5 protein-coding genes and 5 pseudogenes are annotated in these 23,586 nt (G+C 41.4%); all 10 read right to left on the bottom strand.

What is annotated here, in order from left to right:
* Positions 1 to 300: 300 nt before the first annotated feature.
* A pseudogene (locus G9G53_RS06845) lies at positions 301 to 2,464 on the bottom strand (DNA topoisomerase III).
* A gap of 378 nt (positions 2,465 to 2,842) precedes the next feature.
* Positions 2,843 to 3,074 (bottom strand): annotated as a pseudogene (locus G9G53_RS26345) (transposase domain-containing protein); the annotation flags it as partial.
* Positions 2,984 to 3,190, bottom strand: coding sequence for a hypothetical protein (locus G9G53_RS06840; protein WP_080771912.1), 207 nt, complete (start codon positions 3,188 to 3,190; stop codon positions 2,984 to 2,986). The gene G9G53_RS06840 and the pseudogene G9G53_RS26345, both read right to left, overlap by 91 nt.
* Positions 3,191 to 3,412: 222 nt before the next feature.
* A pseudogene (locus tag G9G53_RS06835) lies at positions 3,413 to 4,881 on the bottom strand (IS5 family transposase).
* Positions 4,882 to 5,169: 288 nt separating this feature from the next.
* Positions 5,170 to 5,556, bottom strand: a pseudogene (locus tag G9G53_RS06830) (SDR family NAD(P)-dependent oxidoreductase); the annotation flags it as partial.
* A gap of 130 nt (positions 5,557 to 5,686) precedes the next feature.
* Positions 5,687 to 6,417: pseudogene (locus G9G53_RS06825) on the bottom strand (IS5 family transposase); the annotation flags it as partial.
* A gap of 148 nt (positions 6,418 to 6,565) precedes the next feature.
* Positions 6,566 to 7,318: a carbohydrate-binding protein gene (locus G9G53_RS06820; protein WP_029515254.1), complete on the bottom strand. Its 753-nt coding sequence runs from the start codon at positions 7,316 to 7,318 to the stop codon at positions 6,566 to 6,568.
* Positions 7,319 to 7,622: 304 nt separating this feature from the next.
* Positions 7,623 to 8,345, bottom strand: a complete 723-nt coding sequence (locus G9G53_RS06815; protein ID WP_025721395.1) for a thioesterase II family protein — start codon at positions 8,343 to 8,345, stop codon at positions 7,623 to 7,625.
* Positions 8,346 to 8,368: 23 nt separating this feature from the next.
* Entirely contained in the window at positions 8,369 to 18,478 is a 10,110-nt protein-coding gene (locus G9G53_RS06810; protein ID WP_165146412.1) for a non-ribosomal peptide synthetase, read from the bottom strand.
* Positions 18,479 to 18,507: 29 nt separating this feature from the next.
* The gene (locus G9G53_RS06805; RefSeq protein WP_165146409.1) at positions 18,508 to 23,544 is read right to left on the bottom strand and encodes a non-ribosomal peptide synthetase; all 5,037 of its coding nucleotides are present in this window, start codon (positions 23,542 to 23,544) and stop codon (positions 18,508 to 18,510) included.
* Between the last annotated feature and the right edge of the window lie 42 nt (positions 23,545 to 23,586).

The raw sequence follows: 23,586 nt of genomic DNA, 5'->3' as shown, positions 1-23,586 counted from the left end.
AGGGATTTTTTCGTCTTTTAGAGAGCTGGATTAAACCAGTTAAAGGATACATAGAATCAAATGCATATTTATACATTTTGAGTTGTAGTACTTGAGTCATAATGACGCACGCTTTTCAATAAAAAAAGAGCAACTTAAAAGAAATCATACGGGACTCGATTGAATCCTGTAATGAAATCTTACAAGTGCTCTTTTGCCGCCTGGCTAGAGCTCGATGCAACTCTTGTCACATCTCGCATAATGATTCATAGTCATACGTTTAATTTAATTATTTTACCTAGTCTTGTCAAGATAATATCCTTACTTCGGTTTAAATTCAAAACCGACCCTACCTTCTTCCTTTTTCCAGACAAGTGCGGCCTCGAAAGTTTTGTCACCTTTTTTGAATCCCTTAATAAGGTTTGTCCTCCCTTTCCCCAAAAACCTCTTGATCTGCGTTTCTGTTATGGTTTTACCCAATACTTTTTTAGAAAATGAAAAATCGCATCGCGGCCTTGCCGAGCAACTATAAGCCGCCCCTTTATCTATAACATCCTCTTTGCATTTCGGACACGGACCAAGACCTAAACCTCCAGAAACCTTATCCGCTTTTTCAGTCTGCTCTTTACTCTCCATACTTTTTGCTGTAAAAGTCCAAGTCATCGAGTTTCGAATTGCATCATCGACAATTTTTTGCGACAATCTTTTAGCCTGCTCCATAAACGATTGCGGGGACGCATTGCCTTGCCCGACATCATGAAGTCGTTGTTCCCACTTGGCTGTCATTTCTGCGGATGCTAATATGTTGTCGCCTAAAGCATCGATCAATACAATCCCCTTGCTTGTAGCATAAACCATGTTTTTCTTTACCTCAATATACTTGCGGTCTTTAAGAACTGAGATGATACCGGCACGCGTGGCCTCCGTGCCCAATCCTTCTGTTTTTTCAAGAATTTTCTCTAACTCTGTGTCTTCAAGATGCTTTCCAGCCGTCTTCATTAAAGTAATCAATTGCCCTTCGGTGTATCGCTTTGGAGCCTGAGTTTTTCCTTCTTTTACAAGTAATTCTTCAACTGTTCCTGAGTCGCCTTGCTCCAATGGAGGTAATACATCTGGTTCGGATTCTTCCTGAGAATCAGAATCATACAGAACTTTTCGCCAACCTTCCTGCACAATAAGTCTTCCTTTGGTGAGAAATGTTTCTTGATCACCTACGACTGTAATTAAGCGCGAATAATCAATAATAGCCTTATCATAATGCGCAGCTATCAGCCTCTTGACAATCAGCTCGTATAAATTACGCTCTTCTGGTTTCAATCGTCCGATTTGGGGGATCACTTCTGTTGGAATGATCGCATAGTGATCACTTACTTTTGCCGCATTGACAAATCTCTTATTATTGGCAATAGATTGTATGGGCAAAGGAAAGAAATCCTTGAATGATTCTTGACGACTTAACTTTGAAAGAATCTCAGGAAATTGCCTGGCTTCTTCAGGTGTTACATAAGCCGAATCCGATCTCGGATAGGAAATGTATCCTTCCAGATAAAGCTGCTGCAGCGCATTTAAACAATTTTGAGGCGAATATTTATAAATTTGATTGGCAACTGCTTGCAATGAAGATAAGTTAAAGAGCTGTGGCGGTTGAAATTCTTTTCGCTCTCTCTCAATTTCATTGACTGATGCCAGCTTATTTTCACAGTTTCTTTTGACGGACTCCGCTTCATCCCGACTTGCAAACCGTGTTTGCTCCTCCCGAAACCATGTGCCTTCATAGACAGTATCATTTATTAGGAATTTGGCTTTTAATTCCCAGAACGGTTCCGGTTTGAAATTCTGAATTTCTTTCTCGCGTGCTACGATTAGCGCCAATGTCGGACTTTGTACACGCCCAGTTGAGAATACTTCTCTAATTCCTCTACGCTGGAACAGAAGTGAATATACCCGTGAACCATTCATTCCTACGAGCCAATCAGCGCAAGAACGGCTAACGGCTTCATAATATAAGGACCGGGTATCCTCTTCACCTTTCAAATTCATAAAACCTTGTTCGACGGCTTTGGGTGTTAACGATGATATCCATAGCCGTTTCATAGGTTTGTTCACTCCAACAAGCTGAACCGCTATGCGGACTATGTACTCTCCTTCCCTCCCGGCATCCCCGGCATGGACGATTTCTTTGATATCTGGACGCATTAAAAGGGATTTAATCACTTGAAATTGCTTGGCTTTAGAAGGAGAAACGCGATGTCTAAATTATTCGGGTAATATCGGCAAAGTGTCTAGACTCCACTTCTTAAGACTAGGATCGTATTCCTCTGGAGGCACCAATTCGCAAACATGACCAACAGCCCAAGTCACTAGGGCTCCTTTTGGAAATGTATCGTTCGGTGAGATTTCAATATACCCTTGTTGTTTTTTTATGTTTAAAAGGTGAAGCCAACTTCGCCCCTTGATCCGGTTTTTCCGCAATAATAAGTTTCAATATGTCACGGACCTTTCTGAGAGAACTATAAATTGATTATATCAGCAAATCGGTTCAATTTCATGACTTAGAATTATATACAGCAAAATGATAATAAGTGGTATGAAATAGTTGCTGGGCTTCACTCCCTCTTTTTTTATATCCATTCTTAGGTAAATTCAATTTTCTTTTCAGACATCACATTGAATCTTGATAATTAGGGCTTTCTTAGCGGATCATGTTTTACGATGTTACGAGCAAATGAACGGCGAGCCTTGACAAAAACCATTGCAAAAGAGGCAAAAAGAGACCCCGAAGTCTCTTTTCAGGTTCATCACCAGCAGTTGTGTAAGCGCAAAATAGCCCCCACCTTGTTCCCAAGATGAGGGCCTGTTAGTCTTAGTTTGATTGAAATAGGCGGCACGTCAGTGGGAGCGAAGGCGACCATGGCAACAATTCGTCTAGCTCAACCGGATCTTTCGGATTCGCAAGCTGCGGAAGCTGTTCGAGCAGGTCCGTCAAATACTTGAAAGGAAGGATTTAGCCCGTTTTTCTTCGCTGTTTCAATGACACTGTAGATCGTTGCACTGGCTTTTGCTCCGTGTGGCGCATTGGAAAAAAACCATTTTTTTCAATGATAACGAGCGAATACCAGCCGCTTCCGTCCGGTGAAGAATAGACGGTCGAGTACGCAAACCACATCGCCCCGGCATCGTGTCCGCTGTCGATATGCAATTTCACCTTCAATTTGTCATTAGTCCTATTGGCGATCCGCCAACATTTTAACTTTATCTTGACTAGCTTAAACCATGCTATTAATAGTAAACAAAGTAACGAATTTCACCGATAATGTTACTTTGTTTACGGGATATCTTAACTCTGTAAACAACGTATTCAGCGTAGTGGTGCCTTTACAATGAGAGGCATCGGATAACCTTGCTAGGTAGGGCTTGCTGAACGGGTCACATTTTACAGTGGAACGAGCAAGCGGACCGCGAGTCTCAACCACAGCCATTGCAAAATAGACAAAAAGAGAACCCGAAGTCTCTTTTCGAGGTTCATCACCAGCAGTTGCAGCCCGATCACGGTCTCGCTCGTCGTCTGAAGGTGTGCTCGAATACGGCCAAACCCATAACTGCGCTTGCCTTCGCCGAACTTGCCTTCCACCGCATTGCGTGCGGCTGCATCCGTCTTGGCGATTTTCTTTTTCTCCTGCTGATCGGCTGACGGACGACCCAACTGCGGTCCGCTTAAGCGAATTCCCTCTTTGCAGAAGCGCAAGTTGTCGCGGGTTCGATAGATCTGGTCGGCCAGCACCGCTTTGGGATAATAACCAAATCTGGCGCGGTAACGCTCTACGGCGTCCTGCAATGTCTGCCCTTCGTTGTAGCTATCCCACGACAGATGCTCGCGGAAAGCGTAGCCGTTCACCACGCTAATCGCCAGCTTCTCTCCGAACTCGACGTTTGCCCTGGCTTTGCCGCGCACGATCGGTCTGACATGTGGCTGTGCGATACTGACAATCCGATCCGATATGCTGTGTGTCCGCTTGTCATACATCGTTTGCTGCTGACAATAAAGCTCTTGAATGACCAGCAGTTCCTTGTACAAACGCCGCGGCAGGCCGCTCGTCATATCGGCGAGTTCGGCGATCATGCGTAGATCACGGGAAACGAACCTGAGCTGCTTGCCGATCGCTTTTCGTATCGCGCGCGGCTTCACGCGCCGCTGCTTGGCAACCGCCAGATAGGCTTTGCGGGCACGCTCTCGGTATGTTCTGGGCTTGCGGGTCTTTCCACGTTCCGGTTCGTGCAGGATGTCGATGATCTTCTCCAGCTTTTCTCTGGCCTGATTCAGTAACGACAAATCCGTCGGGTAGGCGATATCCGCCGGCGCGCAGGTAGCGTCCAGCAGCAGTTCGCCCTCGTTCGTCAGTTCCATCTGCTGTGGCTGCGTTTCTGAAGGCTTACCGGACGCTGCGTCAGTTCCGCTGCCAGGTTCATCGTCGTCCGATGAATCATCTGACACTTGCGCGCTTCTTCCAGAGCGATCCATTCATTCACTTCATCCAGAATTTCGCCACCCAATCGCTTGCGGAAATGCGTCATGAGAGAATGATGAAACGGGCGGCGGTACCGATATTCCGGCAGACTGAGGAAGTACTGCAGATACGGGTTCTCCAGAATCTGACGAAGTGTCTCCCGATCATCGGTGCCAAGCCGCTCCTGGATGATGAGTGCGCCGAGCGCGATACGGATCGAAACGGCTTTTTGGCCCTTGAGGCTTTTCTTGAAGTTTTTCGCATACTTCTCTTCGAGCATCCACCACGGAATCATCTGGGCCAGCAGCACCCAGCGGTTATCTTCTGCGAGCTTTCCGCCGAACGGCAGAAAAAAGTCGACGGGCAGGTTCATCTGGTTCTCGGTTCGCTGATACAATCCTGACGCCTCCAAGTGCACGGTTTTTCACGGGGCTGCCCCGTTTTCCTTCGACATAAGAGGCCCTAAACCCTTGTGCCTGTTGGAGTTTTGATTCGTTCAGCAAGCCCTAGGTAAACCGTGTCCTATGGGCATCGGCGCACGTGTTTAGACTCCGATGCCGCGAGGCTCATTGTCAAGGCGAATACGTTGTTTACATGTCTTCGATGTACACGCCCTTGATAATCAAGGATTTTCTAAAAGCGAGTTGAGATAATTAACGAAAATATACGCTAAGTATTAAACGGATTAATGACCCTTTGGCGGCTCAAACATCATATTGTTTAACTGGTTCACAAAAATACCTTCGTTCGGGCCCGGGTTGTTTCGAAATACTTTCGCTTCTTCCACTAGAACCTCGTCCGCATCCGTACCAAGTACCTTCATCGTTTCATCAATGAATGATGCTAGTAGCATAGAGCTCGGATCGTTATTGAAATACGTTTGAACCCCTGGCGGCGCAATTTCCAGGATTTTCACCGATGTGTCTTTAAGCATGTACCGTTGGGATAGCGTATAGGAATGGAGCGCTGCTTTCGTCGCACTATAAACAGCAGCACCCGCCAGTGGCACGAATCCAAGTGACGAAGTCGTGTTGATAATAACCGCTTCTTCTTTGGACTTCAAATGCTCGAGTATCTACATAACTTTTCACAAATAGTATATTGTACATATTTTTTAGAGAGAATGCCTGTTTTAGAACCTTCTCTTTGTTCTTATTCAAAAATTTAATTGTACAATTCTCTAGGGCCTGTACGCAAACCTATTTGAGCCATAAACGAATTGAAAGCAGCGTCAAAAAAGCCATGAACATGTGCGCTGTTTTTTCATAGCGAGTGGCCAAGCGTCGATAGTTTTTTACTTTGTTGAAAAAGCATTCAATTAAGTGTCGCTCTTTATACGTTTCAGAATCTAACGGGCGCTTTACCCGCCGATTGCGTTTGCTTGGGATAACCGGAGTGATCGCTCGGCTTTGCAAAAGCTCCAGAATGGCATTGGTATCGTAGGCGCGATCAGCCAACACTTCGCCCGGGCAGAAGTCCAGTTCATGAAGAAGGCGATAGCCGATGACAGAATCGTGGTCTTGTCCTGGCGTCAATTCGAAACGCAGCGGATAGCCGAGCGCATCCACCATCGCATGAATTTTGGTAGTTAATCCTCCGCGCGAACGTCCGATTGCTTGCCGGTCCTGCCCCCTTTTGCGCCCGCTCCATGTTGATGGACGCGGACGATGGTGGCATCGACCATGACCTGCTCCCAATCCGGCTCGATGGCGACATGCTTCAGTATTTCACCCCAAATATTCGCTTTTTGTAGCCGCCAGAAAAAGCTGTAGGCTGAAGACCAAGGGCCATAGTAACTCGGTAAATCCCGCCATGGCGTGCCCGTTCGAGCAACCCAAAGCACGGCATTGAGCATCTGGCGCCGATCCTTGGGCGGACGTCCTCCCTGTTTTTTTCGGGCTGGGGGCAACAGGGGGTCAACTATATTCCATTCTTCATCCGTTAACTCGTATCTTCGTCTCATGTGCCTTATTTTACTAGATTTCTACGAGTTGTACAGTTTGCGTACAGGCCCTAAAAAAATCGGGCTGAAAAAACGCATTTTTCAGCCCGATTTTGCTTATCTTTTTTTAAAATCCACCTTAGTTCTTACCGCCATAGCCCTTATAAGTAGAGTAAACTGCATCTGCATATTGATTGGCCAGAATAGGACGGCCATAAGAATCTGTAGCTCCCGGATACCAGTAATCTCCTCCGTTATAGTGTAATAAGCCGTTATATATATTGCCGAATTTAATAATCTTTTCATTTAAAATCAGGGCGCCCAAGTATACCTGATCTTGTTCACTGCCGTGATTATAAGCAGGGACAAATTTTGAACTGAATTGAGATAAATAAGCATTACGTGTGTTTGGTTCTACCTGCATCAATCCGTCGCCGGCTGATGGACTGCCTGGTAAGCCTGCTCCAAAGCTGCTTTCCTTTTTGATCACAGCACTCAGCAATAAAGCAAAATCTCCGCCTTTACCGAATTTATCGCCCGCATTCATTGTGTATGTCCATATGTGGCTTGGAACTTCGGAAGGCTTTGTTACTGAAGGACCTGTTGGTGGCGTTGTTGGCGGTGTTGTAGGTGGCGTAGTTCCGCTGCCGCCTTTCTCCCATAAAGCAGGAACAATAGGTGGTTCCCAACCTACGAGGGAAGTATGTGCCTGACGACAGGTATAAGTACTTCCACTATATGTTACTGTATCATTTACTGCATAGGCAGTATTTGGTGCCCATGCTCCCCTAGCGGCTGCGCTCACCGGCAAGACTGCGCAAAAGGTGGATAAGAATACTGCTAAAACTACCAAAAGTGATGTGGCTTTAAAAGAAAACTTTTTGCTAGTCATTTTCAAACCTCCTTGTATTTTTCTTCTGATATTTTCCTGTGTTGCTCATTTTCAACATTTATCAGCACTATTTCCCCCCTTTGTTTTCACAAATACTTCAAGTTCATTCCATAATTAAAGCGCTTAAACAAATGATTACAATTCTGGTAATACAGAAACATGAAAATAATTCCAATAGGACGTAGGTTCTACTTTCTTGAAATTTTTGATTAGACTAGAAAGAGGCTAAGTCTACAGGTCATTAAAGTCAACCTAAAAACTTAGCCTCTTGATTTCATATTAAATTTTAAATAAACTTCAGTCTTCACATACCATTGTCTGCAAAGTCGATGAGACTACTATTTATTATTGCTGCTACATCCTTTTTGTAATCGTGTATAAAAAAATGATCCCCGTCAAACATATGAATTTTACAACTTTTGGACGTATAATCATGCCATTTTGCAACGTCAAAAATAGTGGCTCCCTTTTCTCTTTTTCCCCACAATACACTTATATCGCAGTCAAGCTTAGCGTTTTTTTCAATGTGCCTGTATGTGTCAGTAATTCTAAAATCCGCTCTGAGTATCGGTAAAAACAACTCCATTAATTCATTGCTTTTCAGAACCTCTTTGGGCGTGCCTCCCAGCTTAAATACCTCATCCACAAACTCCTTATCCGGCAAATCATAGAGTACCTTCTTCTTACTTACAAAACCCGGAGGATATCTGCCGGAAATAAACATATGGACAGGATATGGATGTCCGAGCTCCTTTATTCTATAGGCAAGTTCATATACAAGTACACTGCCCATACTGTGGCCAAACAACGCATAAGGTTGTTCTTCAAGGTTGCTTATGATAATACGGTGTATATCTTCAAGCGCTTCCTCAACACTTCCGTAAAACGGTTCACCAATCCTGCTGCCTCTTCCCGCAAGCTCAATCGGGAAAAGCTCAATCCTATCATGCAAGTATTGTTCCCAATATTTATATACTGCTGCAGAACCTCCTGCATACGGCAGACAAAACAATTTAATCTTATCCATTATATCTACCCCTTATATCTGAACTATTGGTTGATCTCTTCCAATATTTCTTTAATAATAGCCGCATTTTTATCTATATATCCTGTACTTAACATATCAAAATGACTGCCAAATCCGTTATATACTTTGAACTCTCCCGTTGTTGCCTCTCTCCATCCTTCACATAAATCAGCTTCACCTTCATTGTCTTGCTGCTGTGATATAATAAGATGGATATTGGAGTTTATCTGTCCCGAGTTTATAACACTTCTAGTGTATTTATGATAATTTCTCATTCTTTCAATGGCCTTTTCAATAACTGCCTGGTTATCTCCAAACATGCCTTTTATAAGTTTCTCATTTTCTTCTATAAATTCTTTATCCTGTTGCTCAGCAAGTTTCTTAGCATCTTCGCTTTCTTCCTCAATAAGGACAAATGATTTAGCCGAATCCAGAAAGATTATATCGGATACATGATGTCCAGTTTCAATTAATACTTTAGCAACTTCAAATGCTAGATTACCTCCTGCCGAGTAACCAAATAGAATATATGGGCCCTCGGGTTTGACAGAAGTAATTGCCTTCACATACTCCTCCATCCTGCTCTCATTTTCTATAAAGTCAAAGGAATATATGGAATAAGCATTCATTTGTTTTGATAAACTACCATAAGCTATTCCATTTCCTCCTCCTGGAGGGAATGCAAACATAAGACTCTCCATTGCTGAATTAAAATGAATTGCCGGACTTGGTGTAATATAATCATTGGCGTACGTATTGTGTATAAAACGGGCAATTTCCTTTATGGTTGGGGCCATATAAAAGTCTTTTAGTGGTACCTCAACATTTAACTGTTCATAAATTCTGCTTATAAGGGATATTGCCTTCAGTGAGTATCCTCCCAGTTCAAAGAAGTTATCATTCACACCAATTTTTTGTACTCCAAGGGCATCATGCCACAGCAGTGCAAGCTTCTCCTCAACTTCACCGCAAGGCTCTACATACTCTACTGATGTAGCTAAAGTACCGTCATTTTGGGGTAAATTATTCCGATCTATTTTGCCATTGGCTGTCAAAGGCAGCTTTTCCAGCTGAACAAAGTATTGTGGTATCATGTAATCGGGAAGTTCTTTTAAGAGAAGCGCCCTTAAATCTGATATTGTAAATTCACTTTCCCCTGCTATATAAGCACACAAATACTTGTTGCCCTCCTGGTCTGTCTTTGCAATTACCGCAGCTTCTTTTATTGAAGGATGCTTTAATAGCTGCACTTCTATTTCCCCAAGCTCTATCCTAAAGCCCCTAATCTTTACCTGATGGTCTACTCTGCCTATAAATTCGATGTTTCCGTCAGGAAGCCACCTTCCAAGATCACCGGTACGATACATTCTTTCTCCAGAGCTGAAAGGATTAGCTACAAATTTTTCCGTAGTCAATTCAAGTTTGTTCAAATAGCCTTTTGCCAGCCCATCTCCAGATATATATATTTCACCAGTTGTATTAACCGGTAAGATATTCATGTCTTCATTAAGTATATATATCTTATAATTCTGCAATGGCATACCTATAGGTATACTTGTTAGATTTCTCACCTTCTCACGGCTTAAATGGTAATAAGTTGAATCTACGCAGCATTCTGTTGGACCATAAACGTTTGTTATAGTAGGGTTATTATCTTTAAACCGATCATAGAAACCTTGTATACCTTTACATGAAAGTTCTTCCCCTCCGATAATAAACTGCATAACTGAAAGACTTTCGCCAGGACTGGCAGTATCTGTTAAAAGCTTTATATGTGCTGGTGTTCCGTCTGAAACAACAATTGAATTCCTGTTATAGTACTTTAGAAGGCCCTCACCATCTAGCCTTGTATCCTCAGGAACTATAAACAGCGTATGGCCAAGGAGAGAAGCCGCAAATATTTGTTTTACAGATGCGTCAAAAAAGTAAGGGGACACAAGGGCAACATTTAAATAATTATCATAATTTTCATAGACAAGCTTTCTTAGTCCATAAACCAAGTTAACTACACTTCGATGCTCTATCATTGAACCCTTCGGAACTCCAGTAGATCCCGATGTATAAATGATATAAGCTAAGTCCTCTGGTTTATTTATTTTATCAAGGTTTTCAGCACTTCCAATGTATATTTCAGGGGAATCAAGCAGTAATATATTACCGTAAAACTCTGCTTTATCCGCTAAATGTGATTGCGTCAACAGCATAGTTGCATTACTATCTTCCAGTATTTTTTTTATTCTTAGTTCAGGAAGTTTGGTTGAAATTGGTAAATATACACCTCCTGCTTTTAAAATTCCCAGTATTCCAACCTGCATATCTACGGATCTTTCTACCATTATTCCAACTATGCTGTTTTGCTTTACACCATTACTTCTTAGTGCTCTGGCAAGCTGATTTGCCTTTTCATTGAGCTGCCTGTAGGTTAATTGCTTGTCCTCAAACACTACAGCTACATTATCAGGTGTCCTTTCCACTTGGTCTTGGAACAGCTCATGTAGAGTCTTATCCCTAGGGTATTCTGCCTTTGTATCATTAAAACTATTTAGTATTTGCTGTTTTTCATCCTGAGATAGTATATTTATTTCGGACAGCATCTTTTCGGGGTAAGCTGTGATCTCTTCCAGTACATTGATGAAATGGACCCCAAGTTTTTCTATTGTCTCTTTCTTAAACAGACGAGTAGCATACTTTAACCCAAATACAATATTATTCTGGGTCTCTTGGGCGTTTAGGGTCAAATCAAATTTGGACGCCCTGAACTCATTATCATAGGGCATGAACCTTAGCCCATTCATCTTAAATTCTGATGCCTCTTTATTTTGCAAGACAAACATAGTATCAAACAGCGGATTTCTGCTCAAATCCCGCTTAATGCTAAGCTTCTCCACAAGTTCCTCAAATGGGTAATCCTGGTTTTCATAAGCCCTTAGAGCGTTTTCTTTTACTACCATCAAAAACTCGCTGAAATTCTTTTTACCTTGAGGGTAATTCCTCATAGCTAGGGTATTGACAAACATGCCTATGATGTCCTGCAAATCTGTATGTGGCCTTCCTGCTATAGGGCTTCCAATTACGACATCTTCCTGTCCGGTGTATTTGAAAAGAAGCACATTGTATGAAGCTAGAAGCACCATATACAGTGTTGCTCCATGATCCACGGCAAGCTTGTTCAGTTTATGTGCAAGTTCCCGGCCTGTTTCAAAACTGACCATATCGCCTTCAAAACTCTGTATAGCCGGCCTTGGGTAGTCTACCGGCATATCAAGTACTGGTATTTCTCCCCTAAATGCCTGGAGCCAGTATTCTTCTTGTTTACTGATTGTGCCGTCAGCAAACAATTTATTCTGCCATACGGAATAGTCCTTGTACTGAATCTGAAGTGCTGGAAGATTCATTCCTTCATACAAGCTTATGAATTCTCTTACCAGTATTTCATCCGACACCCCGTCAGATATGATATGGTGTTTATCAAGCATCATGACATGCCTGTCTTCTCTAATTTTTACGAGCCCTGCTCTTAGTAAAGGAGCCTTGCCAAGGTCAAATGGCCTTATGAATTCATTTGCTGCTTCTGAGGCTTTTTCTTCGCCGGTTTCCATGTACATGATACTAAATTCCACCTCATCATGGACCTTCTGCACCGGTTCACCATCTACCATATGGAAGGAGGTCCGGAAAGCCTCATGCCTTTTTACCAGCTGATCTAAGGCTTTCTCAAAACGTTCTATATCAATACTGCCTTCTAACAACATAAACTCTGGCATATTGTATACCACCCTTGCTCCTTCAAGCTGATTTAATATATACAGCCTTCTTTGGGAAGACGACATAGGATAGTATTCCATTTCTCCAGTGGGCTGGATAGATTGATAAATACTCTCTTGGGCTTCCTGGATGTACTTGGCAATTTCTGCAATTGTCGGCAGCTTGAATATCTCCTTAAGAGATATATTTACATTGAACTCTTTGTGAATTTTGGCTGCAAAGTTTATTGCTTTTAATGAGTGCCCCCCAAGCACAAAGAAATTATCATTTCTCCCTATTTTCTCAATCCCCAGGATATCCTGCCACAATTGTACAAGCTTCTCTTCCACTTCACCTGAAGGTGCTTCATACTCTACTCCAGTATTTAAATGAGCAGCAGGGTGGGGCAAGTTCTTCCGGTCTATCTTACCATTGGCTGTCAAAGGCATTTCATCCAGCTGCATGAAGTATGCCGGGATCATATACTCGGGCAATTCTTTTGAAAGGCATTCCCTTAGTTCAGTTATTGTCAGTTCATTTTCCCCAACGAAATATGCACACAGATCCTTGTTCTTCTGTTGGTCTTCCTTTACAATAACCACAGCTTCTTTTATTGAAGCATGTCTTAATAGCTGAGCCTCTATTTCTCCAAGTTCTATTCTAAATCCCCTTATCTTTACCTGGTGGTCCATCCTGCCTAAAAATTCTATATTCCCGTCAGGCAGCCATCTTGCCAAGTCCCCAGTACGATACATTCTTTCTCCCTTTATAAACGGGTTAGATACAAATCTTTCTGCAGTAAGCCCCGTCTTGTTTAAATAGCCTTTGGCAAGACCATCCCCAGATATATATAATTCCCCAGCGATACCTATAGGATTTACTTCTAATTTCTTACCAAGTATGAATGCTCTGGTGTTTGGCAAAGGACGGCCTATGGGGATATTATCCAATCTACTAAGCCCCGCCGCAGTAATCAAATATTCCGTAGAATCCACACAGCATTCGGTAGGACCATAAACATTTGTGATGCAAGGTTGCACATCCTCAAATCTGCTTAGGAAGTCTTTTACTGCATCAAATGGAAGAACATCTCCGCCTATAATAAAATGTCTCACTTTTAGGTTATTATCTATAGGAGGAGAATTTAACATCATATTTACGTGTATGGGCGTTCCATCCGAAATATCAATCCTATTTTCACTATAGAAGTCCAGCAGCTTTTTACCGTCTTTCCTTGCTTCCTCCGGTACAATGTACAATGCATGCCCCATTAGCAGTGCTGCGAAAATCTGCTGCACCGAAGCATCAAAAACATAAGGGGCAATGAGGCAAACATTCAACGGTGATTCATATTTGCTATATATTCTCTGGAACAGACCCTCTACCAGGTTTAATACACTCTTATTATCAATGCAAACACCTTTAGGGTTTCCCGTTGAGCCAGAGGTATAGATGATGTACGCTGTATCACCAGGCTTATTTATACATTTTATATTCACATCGTTTATAAAATTATAATCATAATCAGATAAATCAATAATCTCACCATCGAAATCATCACGATCCATAAGATGATTTTGGGTGAGTAAAATTTTGGCCTTGCTGTCCTCCATCATATACCTTTTTCTTTCCAATGGATAATTAGGATCTACAGGAAGGTACGCCCCCCCAGCCTTGATTACTGACATTATACCTATAACCATTTCAGGCGAGCGGTCCACCATTATGCCTACAATATCATCAGGCTTTACTCCCTTTTCTCTTAATGCCCTGGCCAATTGGTTTGCCTTTTGATTCAGTTCTCGGTAGGTTAATTGTTTACCTTCAAAAACCACTGCAATATGATCAGGAGTCTTTTTCACTTGCTCCTCAAACATTTGGTGTATGGTTTTATCCAGGGGATATTCGAGAGCAGTATCGTTAAAGCTGTATAATACTTGCTGTTTTTCTTCCTGTGATAACATTTCGATTTCATAAAGCCTTTTTTCGGGGTATGCTGCAATTTCTTCCAGCAAATTGATGTAATGAGCCCCAAGTCTTTCAACTGTTTCTTTCTTAAACAGTCTTGTACAGTATTCGAGTTCAAAGGCTATACCATCCTCAGTCTCAAATGCATTTAAGGTGATGTCAAATTTTGATATTCTGCCTTCTATCCGTTTGTTGTACGGCTTGAAGCTTAGATCAGACGTTATGAGCTCTGCTTTTCCAACATTGTATATGGCAAACATGGTATCAAAGAGGGGATTCCTGCTCATATCCCTCCTTATGTCCAGCTTATCCACTAATTCTTCAAACTGATAGTCCTGATTGTCGTATGCTTTCAAAGCATTTTCTTTAACTTCTTTCAAGAATTCAATAAAAGTCTTTTCTCCTTGCGGGTGATTTCTCATGGCCAGAGTGTTTACAAACATACCTATGATGTCTTGAAGGTCAGCATGAGGCCTTCCAGCTATAGGACTTCCCACAATAATATCTTCCTGTCCAGTGTATCTAGATAACAGCACATTGTATGCAGCAAGAAGCGTCATATATAATGTAGCTCCATTGTCTGATCCAAGCTTGTTAAGTCTAACCGCAAGCTCGCTATCAGCTTCAAAGCTGATGTAGTCTCCTTCAAAGCTTTGTACTGCGGGTCTTGGGTAGTCGGTGGATAAATCCAGCACAGGGATCTCTCCCTGAAAGGTCTGGAGCCAGAATTCCTCCTGCTTACTTATGGCAGCTCCTGCAAACAATTCCCTCTGCCAAACTGAGTAGTCCTTGTACTGTATACGCAGTGGAGGAAGTATTTTCCCTTCATATAAGCTTATAAACTCTCTTACCAGTATGTCGTTGGACACTCCATCCGATATGATATGATGCATGTCAAACACCATAATATGTCTGGCTTCTCCAATCTTTACAAGTCCAACTCTTAATAGTGGAGCCTTTCCAAGGTCAAAGGGCCTTATGAATTTCTCCACTATTTCGGGAACCTTCTCTTCACTGGTTTCCAGGTACATGATACTTAGGTCCGCCTTGTCATGGACTTTCTGAGACAGCTCTTCCTCGATCATATGGAAGGAGGTTCGAAAGCTCTCATGCCTTTCTATCAGACTATGAAAAGCCTGCTCAAAACGTGCTTTATCAACAGTACCTTCCAGCAATATTATGCCAGGTATATTGTAGGCGATTCCAGCTCCTTCAAGCTGGTTTAATATATATAGTCTTTTCTGGGCGGATGACATGGGATAATATTCCATATCCCCAGCACGTTGAATGGACTGATATAGGCTCTCCTTTGAGTCTTCAATGTAGCTGGCAATTTCTAAGATGGTTGGTGTCTTGAATATTTCCTTAAGAGGTATGTCTACATTGAACTCTTTGTGAATTCTTGCTACAAGGCTTGTTGCCTTTAACGAGTGTCCTCCGAGCATAAAGAAGTTATCATTTCTTCCTACCTTCTCTATTCCAAGGATGTCCTGCCACAGCAGCGCAAGCCTTTCCTCCACTTCACCTGAAGGCGCTGCATACTCTGTTCCTGTATTTATTCTTCCATCAGGCAGCGGCAGCGCCTTTCTGTCCAATTTTCCATTTATGGTTAACGGTACTTTTGCTATCCTCATAAAATAGGATGGAATCATATAATCGGGCAGCTCTTTAGATATAAGCTCCCTTATTTCGGTCACTGTCACTTCTCGGTCAGACACTATATAAGCGCAAAGATACCTGCCTACACTTGAATCCTCCCGGTCAATGACCACCGCCTCATTTATATCAGCATGCTTCAAAAGGGCTGCTTCTATTTCCTCAAGCTCGATTCTATACCCTCTTATTTTAACCTGGTGGTCTTTTCTGCCGGCAAATGCAATATTCCCGTCAGGAAGCCACTTTGCAAGATCTCCTGTTTTATACATCAGTTCTCCAGGCATAAATGGGTTCGGTACAAACTTTTCCCTGGTAAGTTCCGGTTTTTTCAAGTATCCTCTCGCCAATCCTGCCCCGGAAACACAGAGTTCACCCTCAACACCTATGGGCTTAAGATTATTGTTTTCATCAACTATAAACACCCGGGTATTGGTAATAGGTTTACCAATAGGTACCGACTTATCGGCCGTCTCACAATCATCTGCTTTCCATACCGTTGCACATACGGTTGTCTCAGTAGGTCCATAAGCATTTATATATGAAATCCTGTTGCTCCATTTCTTTAAAAGTTCGGGAGTGGAAGCCGAACCTGCTGCAATTACCTTCTTTAAGGAAGTTACTTTTTCCGGGTCCAGATTTGCCAGATACGGAGGTGGTAAAGTAGCAATAGTTATCTCATTTTCATTTAGGTATTCTTCAAATCTTCGATAGTCATTGATAATATCGCTTGAAGATATATATAGTGTTGCTCCTGCCAATAGTCCCATAAATATTTCCCAAACTGCAGCGTCGAATGAAATTGATGCAAATTGAATAATCCTATCGCTTTCACTTACATTTAAGCGGGTCTTGAAAAACGCCTCCAGATTTGCTACCCCTTTATGTTCTACCATAACCCCTTTAGGTTTTCCTGTAGACCCAGATGTATAAATGATATATGCCAAATTTTGCGGTGAACATACCACTTCCAGGTTCATAGGGTTTCCGGCATAAAGGCTTTCATCTTCTATGTCTATATACTTCCCGTAAAACTCCACTTTCTCCAGGAATTGCTTTTGGGAAATCAGCCCCCCTATCTCGCTGTCCTCGAGTAAATATTCGATTCTTGCCTTAGGGTAGTCAGGATCTATAGGCATATATGCCCCTCCGGCTTTAAGTATGCCAAATATACCTATGACCATCTCCAGTGAGCGTTCTACCATAATACCCACTATGCTGTCTGGTTTAACTCCCTTATCCCTCAACACTCTTGCAAGCTGATTTGACTTCTCATTGAGTTCCCTATAGGTTAGCTGCTTACCCTCAAACACCACTGCCGCATTGTCAGGTGTCTTCACCGCTTGTTCCTCAAATAGTTGGTGAATGGTCTTTTCCCTGTGGTATTCCTCCGTTGTATTATTGAAGCAGTGTACTATTTCTTTCTTTTCCACTTCGGTGAGTATATCAATATTCCTAATATGCATATCGGGACTATCGGTTACAATTTCTATTACCGACTGAAAATGTCCCTTGATTTTTTCTATGAAATTACCATCATATACCAGTGAGTTGTAACTGAATTTAATAGATAATTCCTTACCGCCATCAACGAGTATCCCAAAATCATAATTCGTCTGCTCGAATATTTCCATTCCAACTACATTTAAAATGCCATTACTGGATGAAGCATTAACCGCTTCATCCATAGGGTAATTTTCAAAAGCCATAACATGATGTATCAAGGCATCTTTCAAGCATGTTTTTGACTGCACATCCGCCAGAGGATAGAAACTGTACCGGTCAGATTCAAGCACCGATTGCTGCATCTCTTTGATCAGTTCGGTAAAAGTTTTATCCTCATCACAACTCACCCTTACTGCAACGGTATTTATAAATAAACCCACCATGCTCTCAATTCCCTGTATTTCATGAGGCCTTCCCGATACCACCTCACCAAACACCACATCATCGGTATTGTTATACCGCTGTAATAATATCCCCCATATGGTCTTTATAATGGTACTCATGGTTGTATTGTTTTTGGCTGCAAACTTCTCAAGATCGCTAGTTATTTGTTCAGATATTTTAAACTCCGTTTCTTCAATCCTGAAATCATCACTTGCAGACTTGCCGTTTTGGGGAAGGACTGTCTGATGCTCGTAACCTTTAAGATAGGTTTCCCAGTAATCTGCGGCCTCGTTCTGATTTCTGCCTTCCAACCATTTGATATAGCGGCTGTAAGGATATACCTTTCCTGACTCCGGCTCCCGGCTATTCATCAGGGCTTCATAGTTTTCCATAAATTCTCTAAATATATTTGCGAGACTCCACCCATCAATAATGATGTGATGAAAGCTCCATACCATGTTATAAGATTGGTAGCCTGTTTTAATTACACTTAATCTTGTTAAAATATCCCTTGATAAGTCAAAGCCCTTTTTTCTGTCTTTAACCCTGTATTCTTCTATATACCTATCCCTTAGTTCTTCGGCAAGGGAGGTAATATCCTCATAGCTGACAGACAGCTTTCTTTCCTTCATGACTACTTGTAAGGGCTTGGCTACATTTTCATACAAAAAAATTGTTCTCAAAGCGTCATACTTTTCAATAATGATATTAACGCTCTTTTCAACACAATCAATGTCCAGGATGCCTTTTATAGAAAGTGATATCTGCTCAAAGTAGGCGTCTGAATTTTTATCCATCATATAGTGGTACAATATCCCTTGCTGCATAGGAGTGAGCCGGTACATATCTTTTATGTTTTGTTTCTTCAAATCACTCATAAGTACTCCTCCTTAAATACAAACTCTTTTTATTCGAAGTTATTCAATACGTCTTCAAACTCATCCATATTCAGATCGTCTACTGTAAAATCACTGAGTGTAGCTTCTGAATAGTCCATTTCTGCACAATGGGTTATTATGTTTACTAAATGCTTTTTAAAACTCACCGCTACCCCTTCAATAGTACTCTTCTCATACTCGCCCTGGTTGTAGCTAAAGTTTAATTCCAGCTTCCCGCCTTCTACAGTTCCGCCGTTAATATCAATACAATACTCACTTTTATAGTTTGGTCCTGTAGACTCTCCGGCAGGAATATCAGACACTCCAAATAAATTGTCTACATTATCCTGGTTGAATTGACCGAGGTAATTGAAGCTTATTTCAGGGTTTAGATTAAAATTTAAATCGGCTTTGTTTTCCGGCAAGGTAAGATATTTTAGTATGCCGTAACCTATCCCTTTGTTAGGTATCTGCCTGATGTTTTCTTTTACCGATTTGATCATGCGGGAAATATCGAGTTGTCCGCTGACATCTAACACCACGGGATACTGGGTGGTGAACCATCCCACGGTCCTGCTTATGTCAATGTCTTTAATGATTTCCTCCCTGCCGTGCCCCTCCAGACTGATCAGAACCTTATCATTTCCGGTCCATTCCCTCACTGCTAATCCCAAGGCGGTAAGCAATATGTCGTTTACTTCTGTGTTATAAGCATGGTTTACCCGCTTTAGCATCTTCTCAGTCTCTTCAATACTCAGCTCGATCTTGACGCTATTGTTATTCATATACCTTCTTTCTTCAATCTCTCGGTCTTTTGGAAGCGGTATTGTTTCAGTTTTTTCCAAATTGGTCCAGTAATTTATTTCTTTTAATAGTTCAGGGCTATTGGCATACTCATCAAGCCTCTGTGCCCAATCTTTGAAAGAGTCGGTCTTGTTGCTGAATTTTATTTCATCATTGTTTAGCGCCTGTCTGTATCCTATGTCCAAATCTTCCAGTATGATTCTCCACGATACCCCATCAACTACAAGGTGGTGAATAGCTATTAGCAGGTGGTCCCCTTCTTTAGTCTTAAACAGACCAACCTTAACTAAAGGACCGTTATACAAGTCCATGCTCCTCTGAATCCTCGACGCTTCCAGCTCTATTTTTTCCCGGTAATTATAGCTGTCCCTAAGGTCTACAATTTCCAATGAAAAATGTTCACCTTCAAGGTTTTTGTTGTATTGGAGTATATTTTGATCCTCTATTTTTACCACTGTTCTAAAAATATCGTGGTGCTCTACAAGCTTTGACAATACTTTTCGAATAATAGCTTCTTCAAATCCGTTACGCCCATATATCATTATTTCCTGATTAAAATGATGGATATCCTTGCTGTCTTGTTTATACAACCATCTTTGTATAGGTGTTATCGGTACTATGCCTTCTACCGGGCCTTGATGAATTCTTCGGCTTGTAGATTGTATATATTCGACGAGTTCCTCAATTACAGGATGTTTGAATAAGTCCCGCATTTCGAGCTTTAGCCCATGGACGTTAAGACGCGACATTACCTGTATGGCTTTTATTGAGTCTCCTCCAAGGCTGAAGAAATTATCTTTTACCCCGATGTTTTCAGTTTTTAGTACGTCTTCCCATACTTTGGCCAGTATTTCTTCTCTTTCGTTTCTAGGAACTACATGCTCTACTCCGGTATTAATATTCCCCTGTGGTTCAGGCAATGCTTTCCGATCAATTTTACCGTTGGCATTAAATGGCATCTGTTCCAGCTGCATGAAATATGCTGGTACCATGTAGTCAGGTAGTTCGTTTAAGAGATGCTCCCTTAGCTCGGAAATGGTCAATTCATTTTCCCCTACAATATATGCACACAGGTACTTCTTCCCTTGCTGCTCTTCCTTTGCAATAACCACTGCTTCCTTAATAGCAGTGTGCTTCACCAGATGTGCTTCAATTTCTCCAAGCTCTATTCTAAAGCCTCTTATCTTTACCTGGTGGTCGATCCTGCCCATGAATTCGATGTTCCCATCAGGAAGCCGCCTTACTAAGTCCCCTGTGCGGTACACTTTTTCGCCGGGAATAAACGGGTTAGGTACAAATTTTTCTGCTGTCAGTTCAGGTCTATTCAAATAGCCCCTTGCAAGACCGCTTCCACCTATCACAAGTTCACCGGCCACTCCTACAGGAGTTAATTGGTTGTGCTTGTCCAGTATATAAAGGTATACATTCTGTAAAGCTTTCCCTATAGGTACTGTTATAAGTTCTTCTGCTATTTTCTTTGTTATACTGTAACCCGCTGCATATATCGTGGACTCTGTAGGCCCATAGATATTTTCCAGAGATGTGTTCTCTGAGACATCGAAAAGCTCATGGACAAGCTTTTTGGGCAGCGCTTCTCCAGCAGCAAAAATATACCTGAGAGTTGATGGCAGTTTTATACCATTATCTTTTAAAGTTTGTACCATTATATTCAGCATTGATGGTACAAAGTTTACATGGGTTATCTTATGCTTGTTTATTACCTCTACTAACTCCATAGCTTCCTTTTCCACACCTTGGCGTGATATTACAAGCTTTCCTCCGTTGAGGAACCAGCCAAATATCTCAGCTACGGATACGTCAAAGGTATAAGTTGTTTTAAATAGAAAAGCGTCTTCCGCTTTAAGCGGATACATGGCCTGGAGGGCTGTAATTATGTTTACAACGCTAGTATGCTCAATCATTCCACCTTTGGGCTTCCCTGTCGAACCTGATGTATAAATGACGTACGCAAGGTCCGAGGGTTTGTTTACATTTTCAAGCTTTGAGTTCTCTTCATTTAAATATTCTTCCTCCAGATATATAATATCCGCATCAATCTGCTTATTTTCCATAAAGGTCCTGGAGGTCAAAAGGATCTGGGAACCACTATCGTCCAACAAATACTTTATCCTTGTATCAGGATAATTAGGATCTATCGGCAGATACGCCCCTCCAGCTTTCAATATGGCAAATATCCCCACAATCATCTCAAATGAACGTTCGGCCATAATTCCTACAATACGGTCAGGCTTTACCCCTTTGTTCCTCAATACTCTGGCCAAATGATTTGCCTTTCCGTTCAATTCCCTGTAAGTCAAGTGCTTGTCTTCATATACCACAGCTATGTTGTCAGGTGTCCTTTCCACCTGCTCAGCAAACAGCTCATGTATGGTTTTGTCCTGCGGATAGTCTTTCTTAGTATCATTAAAGTCTATCAGCAACTGCTTTCTTTCTTCATGACTTAATATAATAAGCTTGTCAACTGACCCTTTGGGGTTATGGATAAACATATTTAAAATATTAATAAAATAGTCTATACACTCTTCTGCCTGTTTTCTTTCCAATACTTTGTCCGAGTAGATCAAGCTTATATTAAGATCATCGAATGTATTACTTACTGTAAAGTCAAGACTTGTATTGGTTGCTTCATATTCATCAACTGAAATTCTATCTTTAACATCACCGATTTCTTTGTTTATTATCTCGTTATATATATGAAAATCCACATAATTGAATATGGTATCAAATAAAGGATTTTCCTCTTTGTTTTCTTTTCCGCCCAGGATATTTATGATCTCAAATAAAGGCAGTCTTCCATAAAGCTTTAAGTTTATTAATTTCTTTTCTGCAACTTTTATCAATTCCTCCCATATATCGATTTTATCAAAATACATTTTGACGGGAACCGTATTTAAGAAGCACCCCAGCATCTTATCTCCATCTTCGCATACAGGTCTGTTATTTTCTACCAAACCTACGACAAAGTCATCCTCGTATGAAAGCATATTGAGCATATAAGTGTATGCAGCAAAGCAAAGTGTCTTTAAGCTTACATCATATCTTCTGGCAGTACTTCTTAAATCACCTAAAAATTCCTGACTTAAATGACGTGTTACATGGTCTACTTTATAAGATTTTTTTGTTTTTCCATGAATATTTGCAGGCATATTCAACCTTTTATATTCACTTAATTCCTCTCTCCAATAATTAATTACTTCCTGGTTGTCCTTAATTGTCATTTGGTCTGCTATATAATCTTTATAGCTGCATTTAAGCCGTGTTGGTATATAATCTTTTTCTTGCTTAAGCTTAGAGTATAGGTTTGAAACTTCCGTAATCAATGAAGCAACACTCCAGCCATCCAGGATAGCATGGTGGAATATCAGAACCAGACAAATATGGTTTGCGTCAAGTTTGAATATTCTTATCCTCCAAAGGGGCTTTGATATATCAAACGGATTCGCTCTGTCATTTTCCAAATATTTGTTTATATACTCAACCTGCCCTGTCCTGCTAAAATTCATGATATCTATCTGCTCAATATCAAGACTACTGCCCTTGTAAACAATTTGCACAGGAGTTTCAAAATCCTCTAAATTAAAAACCGTCCTTAGAATATCATGTTTTGACGTCATTAGAAGCATCGCTTCTTTAAATGCTGGGAAATCAAAGTCTTTGTCATTCAGATGAAATGCAAATTGGTCATGATAAACTGCATTTTCATAGTCTTTTTTGGAATGATAAATCATACCCAGCTCTATGTGACTCATCGGATATATATCTTCCATGTCCGAAGGTAACTTTTCTGAGAGAGTTTCATTCATCAATATTCGCTGTTTAAATAACTCCAGTTCTTCCCTTGCTTTACCCATCTTACTGTTAAAAGCTTCCGTATCTTTTACTTTTAAGAATGCAGACAATCTCTCAATATCAGGATTCATGTATATATCCCTGATTTGGATGTTTATATCCAACTTTTTGCATATTGTGCTGACTAATGATATTGCACGTATAGAATCTCCGCCTATTTTAAAGAAGTTGTCCCTTATTCCTACCTGTTTTGCTCCAAGCACTTCCTGCCATATTTCAACCAGTTTCTCTTCCACTTCATTCCGCGGCGCTACATATTCTGTTCCCGTACTCATACTTCCGTCAGGCTCGGGCAATGCTTTCCTGTCTATTTTTCCATTAGGGGTCAATGGCAGCTTTTCCATCTGCATAAAGTAAGAAGGGATCATGTAGTCCGGGAGCTCTTTTGACAAGTGTTCCCTCATCCCCTGTACGGTTATTTCTTGATCCGGTAC

It is taken from the genome of Paenibacillus sp. EKM206P, from assembly GCF_011066155.1.
GTDB lineage: Bacteria > Bacillota > Bacilli > Paenibacillales > Paenibacillaceae > Paenibacillus > Paenibacillus polymyxa_D.
This window is presented reverse-complemented; position numbering and strand designations above follow the sequence as displayed.